This is a genomic window from Pseudokineococcus basanitobsidens, assembly GCF_037482545.1.
GTDB classification, from domain to species: domain Bacteria; phylum Actinomycetota; class Actinomycetes; order Actinomycetales; family Quadrisphaeraceae; genus Pseudokineococcus; species Pseudokineococcus basanitobsidens.
In genome coordinates, this window is record NZ_JBBIAA010000001.1 from 40,209 (window position 1) to 55,946 (window position 15,738).

The 15,738-nt window shown below is 72.9% G+C and carries 14 protein-coding genes; 9 read left to right on the forward strand and 5 right to left on the reverse strand.

The window, feature by feature from the left end:
• Positions 1–222 precede the first annotated feature (222 nt).
• Positions 223–669 carry a DUF4262 domain-containing protein gene (locus WDZ17_RS00105; protein ID WP_339573085.1) on the forward strand — a complete coding sequence of 149 codons (447 nt, stop codon included), beginning with the start codon at positions 223–225 and terminating at the stop codon, positions 667–669.
• Positions 670–755: 86 nt separating this feature from the next.
• The gene (locus WDZ17_RS00110) at positions 756–2,519 is read left to right on the forward strand and encodes an RNA/DNA-binding domain-containing protein (RefSeq protein ID WP_339573086.1); all 1,764 of its coding nucleotides are present in this window, start codon (positions 756–758) and stop codon (positions 2,517–2,519) included.
• 67 nt (positions 2,520–2,586) lie between these two features.
• Here WDZ17_RS00110 and WDZ17_RS00115 read toward each other — a convergent pair whose 3' ends face one another.
• Complete coding sequence (locus WDZ17_RS00115; protein ID WP_339573087.1) at positions 2,587–2,850, reverse strand: hypothetical protein; 264 nt, start codon at positions 2,848–2,850, stop codon at positions 2,587–2,589.
• Between the two features lie 83 nt (positions 2,851–2,933).
• Positions 2,934–4,925 carry a DNA recombination protein RmuC gene (locus tag WDZ17_RS00120; RefSeq protein ID WP_339573088.1) on the reverse strand — a complete coding sequence of 664 codons (1,992 nt, stop codon included), beginning with the start codon at positions 4,923–4,925 and terminating at the stop codon, positions 2,934–2,936.
• Positions 4,926–5,079: 154 nt separating this feature from the next.
• On the opposite strand from WDZ17_RS00120, the gene WDZ17_RS00125 reads away from it, so the two are divergent.
• Entirely contained in the window at positions 5,080–5,337 is a 258-nt protein-coding gene (locus WDZ17_RS00125; RefSeq protein ID WP_339573089.1) for a type II toxin-antitoxin system VapB family antitoxin, read from the forward strand.
• A complete protein-coding gene (locus tag WDZ17_RS00130; RefSeq protein WP_339573090.1) occupies positions 5,334–5,741 on the forward strand; it encodes a type II toxin-antitoxin system VapC family toxin in 408 nt (135 codons plus the stop codon). Before WDZ17_RS00125 ends, WDZ17_RS00130 begins: the two co-directional genes overlap by 4 nt.
• Before the next feature lie 78 nt (positions 5,742–5,819).
• Here WDZ17_RS00130 and WDZ17_RS00135 read toward each other — a convergent pair whose 3' ends face one another.
• Together WDZ17_RS00135 and WDZ17_RS00140 are read right to left on the reverse strand one after the other, a co-directional pair.
• Positions 5,820–6,113, reverse strand: a complete 294-nt coding sequence (locus WDZ17_RS00135; RefSeq protein ID WP_339573091.1) for a hypothetical protein — start codon at positions 6,111–6,113, stop codon at positions 5,820–5,822.
• A 24-nt stretch (positions 6,114–6,137) separates the two neighbouring features.
• Positions 6,138–7,022 carry a helix-turn-helix domain-containing protein gene (locus WDZ17_RS00140; protein ID WP_339573092.1) on the reverse strand — a complete coding sequence of 295 codons (885 nt, stop codon included), beginning with the start codon at positions 7,020–7,022 and terminating at the stop codon, positions 6,138–6,140.
• A 93-nt stretch (positions 7,023–7,115) separates the two neighbouring features.
• Between WDZ17_RS00140 and melA the strand changes: the two genes are divergently transcribed.
• From melA to WDZ17_RS00165, 5 genes are all read left to right on the forward strand, one after another.
• Positions 7,116–8,501, forward strand: a complete 1,386-nt coding sequence (melA, locus tag WDZ17_RS00145; RefSeq protein WP_339573093.1) for an alpha-galactosidase — start codon at positions 7,116–7,118, stop codon at positions 8,499–8,501.
• Between the two features lie 119 nt (positions 8,502–8,620).
• Positions 8,621–9,556: a carbohydrate ABC transporter permease gene (locus tag WDZ17_RS00150; protein ID WP_339573094.1), complete on the forward strand. Its 936-nt coding sequence runs from the start codon at positions 8,621–8,623 to the stop codon at positions 9,554–9,556.
• Positions 9,557–9,566: 10 nt separating this feature from the next.
• The gene (locus tag WDZ17_RS00155; protein WP_339573095.1) at positions 9,567–10,541 is read left to right on the forward strand and encodes a carbohydrate ABC transporter permease; all 975 of its coding nucleotides are present in this window, start codon (positions 9,567–9,569) and stop codon (positions 10,539–10,541) included.
• Positions 10,542–10,551: 10 nt separating this feature from the next.
• Positions 10,552–11,937 (forward strand): ABC transporter substrate-binding protein, encoded by a 1,386-nt coding sequence (locus WDZ17_RS00160; RefSeq protein WP_339573096.1) that lies wholly within the window; start codon positions 10,552–10,554, stop codon positions 11,935–11,937.
• A gap of 415 nt (positions 11,938–12,352) precedes the next feature.
• On the forward strand, positions 12,353–14,785 hold the full coding sequence (locus WDZ17_RS00165; RefSeq protein ID WP_339573097.1) for a patatin-like phospholipase family protein: 2,433 nt from the start codon (positions 12,353–12,355) through the stop codon (positions 14,783–14,785).
• 97 nt (positions 14,786–14,882) lie between these two features.
• Here the strand turns inward: WDZ17_RS00165 and WDZ17_RS00170 are convergent, their stop codons facing one another.
• Positions 14,883–15,578: a M15 family metallopeptidase gene (locus WDZ17_RS00170; RefSeq protein ID WP_339573098.1), complete on the reverse strand. Its 696-nt coding sequence runs from the start codon at positions 15,576–15,578 to the stop codon at positions 14,883–14,885.
• Positions 15,579–15,738 lie beyond the last annotated feature (160 nt).

The following is a 15,738-nucleotide window of genomic DNA, read 5'->3' on the forward strand; positions in this document are numbered from 1 at the left end:
TCGCGTTCGACGTTCGGTCAATACCGAACAGCGTACGGGGTGAGCGGCGGAGAAGCGAGATCGCTCGGGGCAGGACGCTGGTGTTGTGGAGGACGAAGATCCACCCCCGACATCCCGGACGCCTTGTCCACAGGCCCGCTGTCACTGCCCGACCAGTACGGCCTCCGTGCGTAGCGTCGCGACCCCGCAGCCGGCGACGAGCGCCGACGACCAGGAGGGGCCATGTGCGAGCTGTGCCCGACCGATCTCGGTGACATCGCTGAGGAGCACCACCGGGAGGTGGAGGAGGACGGCTTCTCGATCGTCCACGTCACCGGCGACGGAGCCGGCTACCCGGTCACCTACACCGTCGGCCTCAGCCGCCAGGACGGCCAGCGCGACCTGCTGGTCTGCGGGGCGCCGGTCGCCCTGTCGTACTTGCTGGTAGACCGCCTCGCGCGCCGGGTGCTGGAGGGGGAGCGCTTCGCCGCGGGTGACCAGCTCGACGACCTCGGACGCGTCCTCGTCCGCTTCGAACCGGTCAGCCACCCGGAGTCCGCCGTGGTGCTGCAGGCGATGTACGCCGAGGACGGGCCGCCCCTGCCGCTCCTCCAGGTCGTCTGGCAGGACGACTACGGCCGTTGGCCCTGGGAGGAGCTCGACGCCGGCGTCGACCTGGTGCAGGCCTGACGTCTCCGGTCGCCGCACTGCGCAGTATCGCGCTAGTTTTGCCTATCCCTACACAGTGCAGGGCCACGCAAAACTCAGGAGGAACCATGGCGGTCACCGCGGACGTCCTCGCGGCGCTGGTGGCCATCGACGAGGGCGAGCGGGCGCGCACGCTGGAGGGTCCGCGGCTCGAGTTCAAGACGCAGGGGCGATCACGAGAGGACACCGCCGTCGACCTCGCCGAAGCGGTCACCTGCTTCGCCAACGCGGGCGGTGGGGCCGTCGTGGTGGGCGTCCGCGACGCACCGGGCGGTCACGAGGCCTTCGTCGGCACGGGCCTGGACGCAGACGCCCTGCGCTCGCGCATCTACCAGCTGACCGAGCCCTCGCTCGTCGTCGACGTCCTGCCGCATGCGCACGAGGACGTGAACCTCCTCGTGATCGCCGTCCCCAGCAGCCCGACCGTGCACGCCGTCCGCGGCAGGGCGACGGAGCGCATCGGCTCCTCGTGCGAACCGATGACCACCGAACGCATCGCCTCGGTGGTCGCCGACCGCAGGGGCGAGGACTGGTCGGCCGGCGACAGCGACACGCCTCTGGAACGCGTCGACGTCGCAGCGGTCGTCGAGGTGCGGCGCCTCCTGCGGCAGCTGGCGGACCCGGTGCGACGCGCCTACGCCGAGGCCTCCGACGCGGACCTCGTGCGCCGGCTCGGTCTCCTGACCCCCCGCCGGACGCTCACGCGCGCTGGCCAGGTGCTGCTGACGGACGCCGTGCCGACCGAGCAGGTCACCTACGTCTACCGACGCACCCCGACGGGGTCGGTCGTCGTCAACGAGCAGCTCTCCGGCCCGCTCCTCCTCGTCCTGCGCCGGCTCCTCGAGCTCGTCGACGCCCGGGTGGACCGGACCGCCGTGCCGGTGGGAGGCGGGCAGCAGCTCCAGGTCGCAGATCTGCCCGAGGCGGCCGTCAGGGAAGCCGTGGTTAACGCGGTGATGCACCGAGACTTCCGTCTCCCCGGCCGCGTCACCGTCCAGCACGCGGCCACTCGCTTCTCCGTGACGTCGCCCGGCTCCTTCGTCTCCGGCGTGACCGTGGACAACGTCCTGACGACGTCCCCACGAGCACGCAATCTGCAGCTGGCGCAGGCCGTCCGGACGCTCGGACTCGCAGAGACAGCGGGATCGGGTGTCGATCGGATGTACGCGGAGATGACCCGCGTCGGGCACCAGCCCCCCACCTTCTCCGCCGACGCCTCGGCGGTCGAGGTCGTCCTCACGGGAGGCAGCCCCAACACCTACCTGACCCGCTTCGTCTCGACGCTGCCCCCGGGCGCAGCCGACGACGCGGACACGATGCTCGTCCTCCTCACGCTGCTCAGCCGCCGGACCACCAGCGCCGGCGCCCTGGCGCCTCTGCTGCAACGCCCCGTCGAGGAGGCGCAGGAGGTCCTCGAGCGCCTGAGCGCGCACCCCCTGATGCTCGTCGAGGCGACGCGGGAGACGTCCCGACGCGCGCGACCGACCTACCGACTCCGTGAGCAGGCCGTCGCCGGGCTGGGGCCGGCCGTGACGTACCGGCGTCGCACCGTCGACGAGTCGGACCGCAAGGTGATCGAGCTGGCGCGCGAGATGGGGCAGATCAACTCCCGCGTCGTGCGGCTGGTGCTCGACACGGACGTGACGGCGACGTCGCGCTTGCTGTCCGACATGGTTCGCCGGGGGTTGCTGGTGCGGACGTCGACGGCGACGAGGGGTCCGGGCGTCACCTACGGCCTCGGCCTGGAGGCTCCGAGCGCTCCGGCACGAGGTCGCCGACGGAGAGGCGGGAAGGGCCCGCCTCAAGAAGAGGAAGTGCTCTTCGACGAGTAGGGCGCCTGCCCGTGGTCCGAGCGCAGACCGTGGAGTGTGGTCAAGGTGGTCGAGGGCAGCGACGGCGTCACCTCGTGGCGATCAGCGGCGTCACGGCGGCGTACTCGTAGCCGTGCCACTGGTGCACCGCCCAGTGACCGGTGCGGCGCCACCCGAGCGTCCCCAGCACGTCGTCGACGGCCGACCGACCGTCCGCGTCGAACTCGGTGACCCGCTCTTCCTCGCGCTCGTCGTCGAGGAGCTCGACCAGCTCGGCGCGGCAGCTCTCGTCGAGGCCCTCGTCGGTCTGGTACGTCCAGCTCTCGAGGTAGACCCGGTAGCGGCTGGTCATGGCATGAATCTCCTGGATGTGGAGGGCGGAAGCAGGCGGCGCCGCGCCGGCGTGGGTTGGTGACGCACGGACCTCGTCCGCCATCAGTCGGCGGTCTCGTACCCGTCGATACCGACGAGCGTCTCGAGAGGATCGACGTCCGTCGCGGTGTCGATGCCGACCTGCCGCGGTAGGGCCCCCTCGGCCGGACGAGACTCGACCACCCGCAGACGCCGCTCGACCGCGCGGTGCCGCACGCCCGTCTCGTGCGCCGTCTTGCCGGCGGTCTGCAGCTGCTTCTCGAGCCTCTCCCACACGACGGCGGATCTCTCGAACTCCGCCTTCACAGAGCCGAGGACCTCCCACACCTCGCTAGAACGCTTCTCGATGGCGAGCGTCCGGAAGCCCATGGACATCGACGACAGCAGCGCCGTCAGCGTCGTCGGCCCGGCGACGACGACCTTGTGCTTGGTGCGCAGGTCGTGGACGAGCCCGGGCTGGCGGACGACCTCGGCGAAGAGGCCCTCGGTCGGTAGGTACATCACCGCGAAGTCCGTGGTGTGCGGCGGGTTCACGTACTTGCCGCTGATGGAGCGCGCCTCCGCGGCGACGCGGTCCACGAGCTCCTTGCTGGCCATCTTGAGCCCCGCGGCTTCGCCCGCCTCCCACGCCGCCTGGAAGCGTTCGTAGACGTCCATCGGGAACTTCGAGTCGATGCCGAGCCAGACGGGCGTGCCGTCCTTCGTGCCCGGCAGGCGGACGGCGAAGTCGACGAGCTCGGAGCTGCCCGGGTTGATGCGGTGCTGGCGGACGAACTGGTCGCCGGTGAGGAGGTCGGCGAGCAGCGACTCGAGCTGCAGCTCGGCCCACGCGCCGCGGTGCTTCACGTTGGTCAGGGTGCGCTGCAGAGAGCCCACGCCCTGAGCGAGCCTCTGCATGTCGCCGAGGCCCTCGCCCACGATCTTGAGGCTCTCGGTCACACGGGTGAAGCTGGAGTCGAGACGCTTGGTCAGCGTGTCGTCGAGCTTCTCCTGGACCGTCACGCGCATGGCCTCCAGCGTGACCCCGTTGGACGTGGCCATGGCGTCAAGGCTCTTCGTCACCTCGGTGCGCATGGCCGTCTGCGCCGCGGTCAACGACTGGGTGAGATTCGCGACGTGCTCGGCCTGCGTCGAGCCGGCGCGCTGGAGACTGCGCCCCTGCGCCTCGCCGAGATCCTTCAGCCGTGCGGCGACCTCGGTGCGGAGATCCTTCTGCGCCGCCGTGACCGTCTCGCGGAGGGCGGCCACCTCGCGCGCCTGGTTCGACGTCATCTCCGCCAGGGCCTCTCGCTGCGCCTTCTGGAGTTGGGCGACCGACGTGCCGACGGATGTGCGCAGTCTCTCGAGGTGCTGCCCCTGCTCGGTGCGGGCGGTGTCGGCGCCCTGGGTCAGGTGCGTCCGAAGTGCCTCCTGACCTTCGCCGACGGCCCCGAGGCGCTGCTCGATGGCGCCCCGCAGACCGTCGAGCGACGTCGTCAGCGCCGTCTGCGTCGCGGCGGCGGTGTCGCGTTGTGTCGACGCAGCGCGCTCGCCCAGGGCGGTGACGGCTGCGGTGATCTCCTCGCGCAGGCGCGCCAGCTCGGCCGCCTGGCGCTCTTGGAGCGACGCCGTCGCCGTCTCAAGGCTCTGCCTCAGCATGCCGGCCGCCGCGACCTGTGCCTCCTGCAGCGCCGTGGCCGAGGCGGCCTGTGCCGTGAGGCCCTCACGGCCGAGGCGCCCGGCGGACTGCTGTTGTCCGGCGAGCGCGGTGACGACCTGCTCGTGCGCGGCCCCAAGCATGGCGAGCAGCTCCTGCCGCCCGGTAGACGCCTCACGGCGCGCCTCCTGCTCCGTCGCGCGCAGCTCGCCGCGCAGTGCGCTGGCCTGCTCGGCGGCGTCCGTCCGTGCGCGGTCGACGACCTGGTCGACGCGCTGCGTCAGGGTGTCGAGCTGGGGCCGCGGATCCGTAGCCGTGCCGCTGCGGCTCACCACACGCAGCACGACAGCGGACAGGACGACGGCGACGGCCGCGAGTACAGCGGCCAAGGCGATGGCGATGACGACGAGCGTGGACATGCTTCCCCCGAGGACGTGCTGGTGGTGACGCCGACCCATCGGCAGCCGTGCCGGGGTGCGCAGCCGGCCGGCCTCCCGTCAGTCGCTCGGCGCATCCAGTGGGACTGATCCGGAGGCGAGGTACCTAGGTGCCTCGCCGAAGTACCTTGGCGGTATGGCGCTCAGCATCAAGAACGTCGAGACCGAGAGGTTGGCCCGAGAGCTCGCCCGGGCGACCGGGCAGACCGTCACCCGGGCGGTGACCGGCGCTCTCACGGCACAGCTCGAGGCGCTGCGCGACAGCGACGACGTGCGTGAGGGCCGCTGGGAGCGGGTGAGGACCGTGGCTGCCGACGCGGCGGCACGGTGGGGCGCGGACGACCGCGTCGACCCGGCGGCGGACCTCTACGACGACGGTGGTCTGCCCCGGTGATCCTCGACACCTCGGCCGTCGTCGCCGTCCTCCGCGGCGAGCCCGACGCCGAGGACCACCTCGCGGCGATGAGCCGGGCCGACGTCCTGCGCATCTCCGCCGCGACGCTCGTCGAGCTGTCCGTCGTCGTGGACGCCCGCCGCGACCCCGTGCTCAGCCGTCGTCTCGACGAGCTGCTCGACGCGCTCGACGTCGTCGTGGAGCCGTTCACCGCCACGCACGCCGCCGTGGCCCGCGACGCCTACCGCGACTACGGCAAGGGCAGCGGTCACCCCGCGGGGCTGAACCTCGGGGACTGCTTCAGCTACGCGTTGGCGTCGGTGACCGGGGAGGCCCTGCTCTTCACGGGCGACGACTTCGGCGAGACGGACCTGCGACCGGCACTCGACGAGACCTCTGCCTGAGCTCTGCTCGGCAGCACGGGAGGCGCGGGCTCGGCGAGGGCAGCCCGAGACCTCGACCTCCAGGGCAGGGGGTCGACGTCAGGGCGTGCGGACGTCCTCGACGGACTCGGCGAGATCCGGGCGGTGTCCGCACGTCAGCCCGACGACGGGCCCACGGAGAGCGGTGCGCCGGCGCTCCCGCCGCGCGCAGTCGGCGATGCCCGGGACGTACCAGGCCGCCGACACCGCCGTCGGCCGGCTGGTCGACCTGGATGTCGGCGACGCTGCCGACGACGCCACGCTCGACGACAGCCGGAACGGCAGGGCGCGGGTGAGGAAGCTGCCGGCTACGTCGACGCGGAGCGGCAGGACGGCCTGCGTCCTGTCGCTCAAGGCGATGCCGTCGACCGGGCCCGGCTACGCGTCGCCGTCGTGCGTCCCCGCCGCGGCGCGGTAGCGGGCCGGCGGCACGCCGCACGCGTGCGTGAAGTGCTCGTAGAACTGGCTCAGGGAGCCGAAGCCGCTCGCGGCGGCGACGTCGGTCGTCGGGCGGGACGTGCCGAGGAGCAGGCGGCGGGCCTCGGCGACCCGGCACCGCACGAGGTAGGCGCCGATGGTGCAGCCGACGCCGCGGCGGAAGAGCGTCATGGCGTACGTCGGCGCGAGGTGGGCCGCACGGGCGACGTCCGCCGTGGTGACCGGCTCGCGGAAGTGGTCGGCGATGTAGCGGGTCATCGCCACCACGGCGTCGACGTGACCGGGCGCCGCGGCCGGCGTCCGCGCCGACGCCCCGGACCGCGGCGCACGGGTGCGGTGGCACCGCAGCAGCCGGAGCACGAGGGCCTGCACCTCGAGGAGCGCCGCGTCGGGCTCGCCGGCCAGAACCTCCTCGTGCCAGGCGGTCACCCGGGGGCCGACGTCGGGGCCGAGGTCGTCGAGACGCACCACGACTGGGCGCGGCTGCAGGAGGGCGCCGACGTCGTCCACGCGCAGCCCCCACGCCAGCGCCGTCGCCAGGGGGACGTGGACCCACCCCATGGCCCCGGGCGTGGTCCCCGCCACGAGCTGGTGCGGCGTCCCGCCCCAGAAGAGGGCTGCGTGCCCGGCGTCCACCTCGACCTCCGCGCCCCCGAAGACGTAGCGGAGCCTCCCGTGCACGACGACGTTGACCTCGACGTCGTCGTGCCGGTGGGGCCGGGGCATCGGCAGCGGGTCGCCGACGTGCGTCCACAGGGCCGGGGCGCTGACCAGCACCCCGTCCCCCCGAGGGCTCCTCGCCCTGGCGTCCGCGACGACGGCCATGGCGCCACCGTAGGCGGGCAGCGGACGATCCCGGAAGAACGGCACGGGATGCCTGAGGCCGCGGCACCGCCTCCGCTCCTAGCGTCGCGGGGCATGAGCGCGACGAGCAGTCCGAAGATCACCATCATCGGGGCGGGGGGCTACGTCTTCCCCTTCCGGCTCATCGGCGACCTGCTGAGCTTCCCCGCGCTGCGCGACGCGCAGCTGTGCCTCATGGACGTCGACGCCGGCCGCCTCGCCAACGTGGCCGGCGCCACCCGCGAGCTCGTGGCCCACCACGGGCTCGGCGCGCGGGTCGAGGAGACCACCGACCGCCGGGCGGCCCTCGACGGCGCCGACGTCGTCTTCATCACGTTCCAGGTGGGCGGGGTCGAGGCCTACCGCCACGACGTCGAGATCCCCCGGCGCTACGGCGTGGACCAGACGGTCGGCGACACCCTCGGGCCCGGCGGTGTCTTCCGCTTCCTGCGCTCGGTGCCCGCCTACCGCGGCATCGCCGCCGACGTGCGCGAGCTGTGCCCGCAGGCGCAGGTCATCAACTACGCCAACCCGATGGCCATGGCGACGGCGTTCCTGTCGGCCCTGGGGCTGCGCACCGTCGGCCTGTGCCACAGCGTCCAGGGCACGACCCGGATGCTCGCGCGCACGCTCGAGGTGCCCTACGACGAGGTCAGCTACCGGTGCGCCGGCATCAACCACCAGGCGTGGATCCTCGAGTACCGCCGCGGCGGCGAGGACCTCTACCCCCGCCTGCGCGCCACGATGCGCGAGCGCCACCAGGTGGGGCGCGGGGCGGCCGACCTGGCGGGCGACCACGGCGACCACAGCGGCGCCGCCGCGTCGGCGAGCACCTACGAGGGCGGCAACGAGCAGGTCCGCACGGCGATCATGGAGGCCTTCGGCTACTTCCAGACGGAGTCCAGCCACCACGCGTCGGAGTACCTGCCGTACTTCCGCCGGACGCCGGAGAGCGTGCAGGAGCACATCCCCGAGCGCTGGGACTACTACGAGATCTGCGCCAACCACGACGTCACCGGCGACCTGGGCGAGCAGCTCGCGAAGCTCAAGGAGGAGCTGGCGCCGTCGGTGGAGTACGGCGCCAGCATCGTCAACTCGATCGTCACCGGGGTCCCCAGCGTGGTCTACGGCAACGTCCCCAACGCCGGCGCGCTCGTCGAGAACCTGCCTGCCGACGCCTGCGTCGAGGTCCCGTGCCTCGTGGACGCGAGCGGCGTCCAGCCCACGGCCCAGGGCGCGCTGCCCCCGCAGCTGGCGGCGCTCAACCGCACCAACACCAACGTCCAGACCCTCGCGGTCACCGCCGCCCTGACCGGCGAGGTCGAGCACCTCTACCAGGCCGTGGCGCTCGACCCGCTGACGGCGGCGACCTGCAGCCTCCCGCAGATCCGCGCCATGACCGACGAGCTGATCGCCGCCCACGCCGACGCCATCCCGCCGGAGCTCGTGCCGGGGCGCTGAGCCCGGCCGGACCAGCACGCAGGACGCCGGCCCGAACCCCGGCACGCCCCACCCGGCCGGGCCGCCCGCAGCAGCGGGGCGGCCCGGCGCCCGCCGCGACCGTCGACGAAGGAGTCCACGTGGCGATCCCCACGCGTGGTGCCACGCACCAGCAGCAGCGACAAGGACCGGCCCGCCGAGCAGGACGGCGCCGGGACGACACCCGGCTCGCCCTCCTGTTCATCCTGCCCGCGACCGTCGGGCTGCTCGTCTTCTACTTCTGGCCGCTCGTGCGCGGCGTCTGGCTGAGCTTCACCTCGTGGGACGTGCTGACCCCGGCGCGCTTCATCGGGCTCGACAACTACGAGCGCATGGTCGCGGACCCGGTGTTCTGGAACGCCGTCCGCGTGACGGTGCTGTACGTCGTCCTCAACATCGGCATCCAGACCGTCGTGGCCCTCCTCATGGCCGTGCTCATGCAGCGCCTGACGCAGTCCACGCTCGTGCGCTCGCTGCTGCTGGCCCCCTACCTCGTGGCCAACGTGGTCGCCGCGCTCGTCTTCTTCTGGATCCTCGACTTCCAGCTCGGCATCGGGAACCAGGTGCTGGAGTGGGTGGGGCTCGACCGCATCGGCTTCTTCACCACCGAGGCCTGGGTGGTGCCGACCATCGCGCTGGTCAACGTCTGGCGGCACATGGGGTACACGGCGCTGCTGCTCTTCGCGGGCCTGCAGGCGATCCCGCACACCTTCTACGAGGCCGCCCGCGTGGACGGGGCCTCCGAGGTGCGGCAGTTCTTCACCATCACGGTGCCCCTCATCCGCCCCATCCTCGGCCTCGTGCTCATCATCTCGGTGATCGGCTCGTTCCAGATCTTCGACACCGTCTCGGTGACCACCGGCGGCGGGCCCGTCGACGCCAGCCGCGTGCTGCAGGTCTACATCTACGAGAACGCCTTCGCGCAGTACGACTTCGGCTACGCCGCGGCGCTGAGCGTGGCGATGCTCCTCATCCTCATGGTGGTGACCTTCGTGCAGTACCGGGTCACCCGCTCAGGCCAGACCGACCTGAACTGAGGGGCCCGACATGACGCAGCTCCAGCCGGCCACCGGGCTCGGCGCCGAGGCGACCGCCGAGCGGGGCGCCGTCGACCCGCGGGACGGCGTGCCCCCACGACGCCGTCGGGGGCGGCTCACCGTCGGGCGGGTCCTGGCGTGGGCGGTCCTCGCCCTCCTCCTGCTCGTGACGCTCTTCCCGTTCTACTGGATGCTCCGGACGGCGTTCTCCGGCAACAACGCGCTGTACGCCAACTCCACGTCGCTGCTGCCCGTGGACCCGGGCCTGGGGGCCTTCGAGCGGGTCTTCGGGCTGCAGAGCACCCAGGAGGCCATCGAGCAGGGCGGCTCGGGCGCCGCGCTCAACTTCTGGCGCTACCTGCTCAACTCGACCGTCGTGGCGGCCGGCATCACGGTCTTCCAGGTGTTCTTCTCCGCGATGGCCGCCTACGCCTTCTCCCGGTTGCGCTGGCGCGGGCGGGACGTCGTGTTCGGCGTCTTCCTGCTCTCGCTCATGGTGCCGATCATCTTCACGCTGCTCCCCAACTTCCTGCTGGTGCGGCAGCTCGGCCTGATCGACACGCTGCTCGGCATCATGCTGCCGGGCCTGTTCATGGCGCCCTTCGCCATCTTCTTCCTGCGGCAGTTCTTCCTCAACGTCCCCGTCGAGGTCGAGGAGGCGGCGCTGGTGGACGGCGCCAGCAAGGTGCGGGTCTTCTTCAGCCTCATCATCCCGATGTCGTCGGCGCCCATCGCCACGATCTCGATCCTCACCTACATCACGGCGTGGAACGACTACTTCTGGCCGTTGATGGTGTCGTACACGGACGAGTCCCGGGTCCTGACGGTCGCCCTGGGCGCCTTCCGGGCGCAGAGCCCGCAGACCGGTCCGGACTGGGCGGGGCTGATGGCGGCGACGCTCGTCGCGGCCCTCCCGATGATCGTGCTCTTCGGCCTCTTCGCGAAGAGGATCGTCAACTCCATCGGCTTCAGCGGGATCAAGTGAGGTGCCGACGATGACACGCACGCCCACCACCACCAGCACACCCTCCGGCCGGCGTCGCCGCCGCCGGTCCGTCGCCGGCTCGGTCGTCGCGCTCGGGCTCCTGGCGCAGGCGGGCTGCGGCAGCGCGTCGCCCGCCGGCTCCGACGTCACGCTCGACTACTGGCTCTGGGAGTCGCTGCAGCTGCCCGGCTACCAGAAGTGCGCGGACGCCTTCGAGGCGGAGAACCCGGGCGTGGACGTGCGCATCACCCAGTACGGGTGGGGCGACTACTGGCAGAAGCTCACGGCGGCTCTCGTCGCCGGCGCGGGGCCGGACGTCTTCACCGACCACCTGACCAAGTACCCCGGCTTCGTCACCCGCGACGTCCTGCTGCCGCTGGACGACCTGGAGGCGACCGCCGACTACGACTACTCGGGCTTTCAGGAGGGGCTGGCGGACCTCTGGGTCGGTCAGGACGGCAAGCACTACGGCATGCCCAAGGACTTCGACACCATCGCCCTCTTCTACGACGCGCGGGTGCTCGAGGAGGCGGGCATGACGCCCGCCGACCTCGAAGGCCTGACGTGGAACCCCGACGACGGCGGCACCTTCGAGGACGTCGTCGCCCACCTGTCGGTGGACGCGAACGGGGTGCGCGGCGACGAGGAGGGCTTCGACCCGGAGCAGGTGGTCACCTACGGCCTGGCCTCCGGCGGCTCGGGCGGGGACGGGCACGGCCAGACGCAGTGGTCGTGGCTCGCCGGGGCGACGGGGTGGACCTACACCGACGCGCGGGTGTGGGGCGACAGGTACAACTACGACGACCCCCGGGTCCAGGACTCGATCGCCTGGCTCTTCGGGCTCGTCGACAAGGGTTTCATGCCCTCGTTCGAGGAGGTCGGCACGGCGCCCAACCCGACGCAGCAGCTCGGCTCCGGCCAGGCGGCGCTGTCGCCCAACGGGTCGTGGACCATCAGCAGCTACGCGCGGCTCGAGGGCATCGACCTCGGCGTGGCCAGCGTCCCCATCGGGCCCGTGGGCCACCCCGTCTCGATGTACAACGGTCTCGGGGACTCCATCAGCGCGCAGACCGAGGAGCCCGCGGCGGCGGCACGCTGGGTCGCCTTCCTGGGCTCGGACGCGTGCCAGCTCCTCGTCGGGCAGGAGGGCGTCGTCTTCCCGGCCCGCCCGCTCGGGACGCAGGCGGCCGTCGAGGCCTTCGGCGACAAGGGCGTCGACGTCGAACCCTTCACCGACCTGGTGGAGAACGACTACACGGTGCTCTTCCCCGTCACCGACCACCCCGCCGACGTGCTCTCGATCCTGCAGCCCGCCCTCGACGCCATCTACATCGGCAGCCGGGACGCCTCGGACCTCACCCAGGTCGACGAGCAGATCAACGCGCTCTTCGAGTGACGCCCGGTGGACGTCGCCACGGAGGAGGCGGCGCTCGTCGCGGACGGCGGGCGTGCGTGCCCAGCAGGGCTCAGGCTGGCGAGACCCGACCGGCGGGCCGTCCACCGGCGGCCGACCGGCTGCCGCCGACGTCCCCGACGACCCTGCGGGCACGGCCTCGTACGTAGTTCTGCGGATGGTGCCCTCCCCGCGGTGACCGCTGTGATCGCGACCCTGGGCTGCGTCCCTCCCGGTCGGGGAGGAGCCGGAAGGGGAGGCGCCGATGTCCCACGGGCAGCAGGGCCACGACGGGAACGGCGCGGACCAGCAGGCGACGCCCTCGCGCCACCGTGGGCTGCGCGGCTGGTTGACGGGCGCTCCCCACGCCCCCCTGCCTCCCGCTCGACGCCGTGGCCCCGCGCCTCCCCGATGGCCCATGCCGGCGGAGGGGCGCACCGGTGTCTGCCTGTCCGGGGGCGGGGTGCGATCGGCGGCGTACAACCTGGGCGCTCTCCAGTCGCTCCAGGAGGCGGGGCGGTTGGAGCGGGTCGACTACCTCGCAGCCGTCTCCGGCGGCTCCTACATCGCCGCCGCGCACACGATGGTCGCGCGTTCCGAGGCGTCGCTGCGACCGCAGGACCTCGACGACGGTGAGGACGCGCGGGTCCGGGCGTCCCTGGAGGCCGTGCCACCCTTCGCGCCGGGCAGCCCGGAGGAGGACTACCTCCGCAAGCGGAGCAGCTACCTGGCACCGGGGCCGGCGGGCAAGCTCGGGGTGCTCTACCGGGTGCTCATCGGCCTGCTGGTCAACCTCGGTGTGCTCGTCCTCGTCCTCGTCCCCACCGGGGTCGCCCTGGGCCTGCTCTACCGCCCGATGCCGGGCGCTGACGGGGCGGGTGCGCCGGCGTGGGCGTGGCCGGTCGTGGCGGCCCCGGTGGCCGTCCTGCTGGTCATCGGTCTCGTGCAGGCGGTCACGCAGGTCCGGGACGCGTGGTCCCGGGCGGCGGACGCCTGGTCCCTGCGGCTGCTGGGCCTCGCTGCGCTGCTGGCGGTGCTGCTCCTCGCTCTTCCCGCGCTCCTCGGCAGCACCGGCGTCGCGCCCGGTGCGGGGGTCGTCGCGGCGCCGTCCCGCGACGGGAGCTGGTGGACGCCCGCGGGGGTCAGCGCCGGCAGCGCCCTGACCGTGCTGGTGGCGGTCCTGACCAACCTCGCAGCGCGGGTCACGGAGGTCGACGACGCGATCAAGCCCGCGAGGACCCTGGTGAAGGCCTGGCGCGGGCTCTCGACGGCGGTGCGACGGGTGCTCCTGCTGCTGGCCGCCTACGTCGCAGGCCCCCTCCTCGTGCTCACGGGCCTCGCCGTCACGACCTCTCTGACGTACCAGAGCGACCCGGCGCAGACGCGGTGGGCCGTCGTCGGGGCGCTGGCGTGCGTCGTCGTGGCGGCCCTGGTCCTCACCGCCGGCGACCTCACGTCGTGGTCGATGCACCCCTTCTACCGGCGCCGGCTCGCGACGGCGTTCGCGCTCCGACGGCGGTACCCGGCCGGCGCCGCCGAGCCGGTGGCCGCCGAGCGGCCCTACGACGTGCTGGTCCGGCTCTCGGACATGGCGCCGTCGCGCGCCGGCGGCGGTGTGGGCGGGGGCCCCACGCTCGTCGTGTGCGCCGCGGCGAACATCTCGACCTACGGGGCGACCGGCGAGGGGCGCGCGGTCACCAGCTTCACCTTCGACCCGCACGTCATCGGCGGCCCGTTGGTGGGCTACGTGCCGACGCCGGAGTGGGAGGAGAAGCACCGGACGAAGCCCTCGAAACGCAGCGCGGCCGTCACCCTTCTCGCGGCGGTCGCCATGTCGGGCGCCGCGCTCTCGCCGTCGATGGGCAAGATGTCGAGAGGGCACCTGAGGTTCCTGCTGACGCTGGCCAACGTCCGCCTGGGCGTGTGGGTGCCCAACCCGCTGCGGTCTTCCGCGGAGACGGCGGACCCGGAGGACGGCGTCAGCCTGCGCCGGCTGCTGCCACGCCGGCCACGCGCCACCCAGCTGTGGCGCGAGTACGTCGGCCGGAACAGCCTGCACGGGCGGTACCTGTACGTCACGGACGGCGGCCACTACGAGAACCTGGGGCTCGTCGAGCTGCTGCGTCGTGGCTGCACGACGATCTACTGCTTCGACGCGAGCGGCGGTTCCCCCACCGGCCTCAGCACGCTCGGCGACGCCGTCGCCCTGGCGCGCAGCGAGCTCGGGGTCGAGATCACCGTCGACGTGGAGCCGCTCTTCCCGCGGGAGGGCGACGGCGTCCCGGCGGCGGAGCACGGGCTCGCGCCGCAGGACTGCGTCGAGGGCTCGTACACCTACCGCCACCCGGAGACCGGCGTCGAGGTGACGGGTCGCCTCTTCTACGCCAGGACGGTGGTGACCCGGGCAGCGCCGTGGGACGTGCTGGCCTTCCGGCGTCGCGACCCCCGGTTCCCGAACCACTCCACGGCCGGCCAGCTCTACAGCGACGAGAGGTTCGAGGCCTACCGGGCCCTCGGCCGGCTCGCCGGTCGGCACGCGGTGGCGCTGGAGCACGGGTCGGCGACTCCTGCGTCGGTCGACACCGTCGACATGGTCGCGGCGGGCACCTCCGACGCGGTCGACGCCGCGGTCCCGGCCGGTGCCGTGGAGGACGGTGCCGTGCGGGACGGCGCAGGGGGCAGCGGTGCCGCGCGGGAGGCGGATGTGCCACCGACGAAGTACCGCCACGCCCGCCGGCCCTTGCGGTTGCGGCCGTGGGGCACCGTCGTCGCAGCGGCCGGACGTCGGTGGGCTGGGGAGGTCGTCAGGCCCGACAGGTCGGTCCACGACGCCCCTCGCTGCCGCGGGTGAGAGGGCCTGGCCGCCGTCAGGAGGGCAGCGCCTCCCGGACGACCGTGCCGGGGCGCAGCCGCCCTGCTCGAGCCGAGCGGGGCGGTGGCGCCCCCGCTCAGCGGCCGTCGTCGCTGAAGTGCTGGTAGTCCTTGAGCGTCTTCCAGCTGCCGCCCCACCGCCAGCCCTCGGCGGCGAAGGCGCGCACGACGACGTCGCCGGGCGTGATCATCCCGCGGACCGACTGGCTGCGGTCGACGTAGCGGCGGGCGGTGGACGGCTGGACGACGGTGCCCTTGACGTAGGGGTTGACGAGCGGGTTGATGTCGATGGCCGCCCCGTCGTCGTGACGCCCGGGCCGGCAGTTGAAGCCCGAGGTGTTGTTCGCGCGCATGCTGGCCTCGTCGTCGCCGCCGTACTGGCTGACGGGGACGACGCGCTCGACGGGGAACCGGGCGGCGTAGAGCCGCTGGAAGACGCGTTGCGTCACCCCGACGTACTTCTTGTGCATGACGACGACGCCGTCGTAGGCACGGCCGTTGCCGCCGACGTAGCGCACGGTGATCTGGCGCAGGTCCGCCGGCGCCACGGGGCAGCCGGGGTGCCACGACGCGCCGAGCTCGTCGCGCGTGACGCCCCGGACGCTGGTGCGGTAGGCGGGCAGCGCCGACAGGGCCACGGTGTCCGTCGCCCGGGCGGTACCCGCTCCGGCCGGTGCCGCCGCGGCGGAGGTGGGCGCGAGGAGCGTCGCGCCGACCAGCACCGCGACCAGGCCCCCGAGGGCCCGAGGTGTTCTGGGCGTCCTGGTGCGCATGGTCGTCCTCTCCTCACCGCCTGTGCCCGTACAGGTCGACGTCGTCCTTGCCGCTGGTGTCGGCGCGGGACGGCGGCAGGTGGATCGTCGGCCTCGGCCGCCCCCCGTCCGGCCGAGCCGTCGTCCTCGGGCGGGACGCCGTCCGGCCGGCAGCCCTGCC

Bases quoted from the DNA above. Each gene is read 5' to 3' on its own strand.
- WDZ17_RS00160 (WP_339573096.1), top strand. From the start codon at position 10,552: ATGACACGCACGCCCACCACCACCAGCACACCCTCCGGCCGGCGTCGC.
- WDZ17_RS00115 (WP_339573087.1), bottom strand. From the start codon at position 2,850: ATGACCAGCCGCTACCGGGTCTACCTCGAGAGCTGGACGTACCAGACC.
- WDZ17_RS00170 (WP_339573098.1), bottom strand. From the start codon at position 15,578: ATGCGCACCAGGACGCCCAGAACACCTCGGGCCCTCGGGGGCCTGGTC.
- WDZ17_RS00110 (WP_339573086.1), top strand. From the start codon at position 756: ATGGCGGTCACCGCGGACGTCCTCGCGGCGCTGGTGGCCATCGACGAG.
- WDZ17_RS00125 (WP_339573089.1), top strand. From the start codon at position 5,080: ATGGCGCTCAGCATCAAGAACGTCGAGACCGAGAGGTTGGCCCGAGAG.
- melA (WP_339573093.1), top strand. From the start codon at position 7,116: ATGAGCGCGACGAGCAGTCCGAAGATCACCATCATCGGGGCGGGGGGC.
- WDZ17_RS00120 (WP_339573088.1), bottom strand. From the start codon at position 4,925: ATGTCCACGCTCGTCGTCATCGCCATCGCCTTGGCCGCTGTACTCGCG.
- WDZ17_RS00140 (WP_339573092.1), bottom strand. From the start codon at position 7,022: ATGGCCGTCGTCGCGGACGCCAGGGCGAGGAGCCCTCGGGGGGACGGG.
- WDZ17_RS00155 (WP_339573095.1), top strand. From the start codon at position 9,567: ATGACGCAGCTCCAGCCGGCCACCGGGCTCGGCGCCGAGGCGACCGCC.
- WDZ17_RS00105 (WP_339573085.1), top strand. From the start codon at position 223: ATGTGCGAGCTGTGCCCGACCGATCTCGGTGACATCGCTGAGGAGCAC.
- WDZ17_RS00165 (WP_339573097.1), top strand. From the start codon at position 12,353: ATGCCGGCGGAGGGGCGCACCGGTGTCTGCCTGTCCGGGGGCGGGGTG.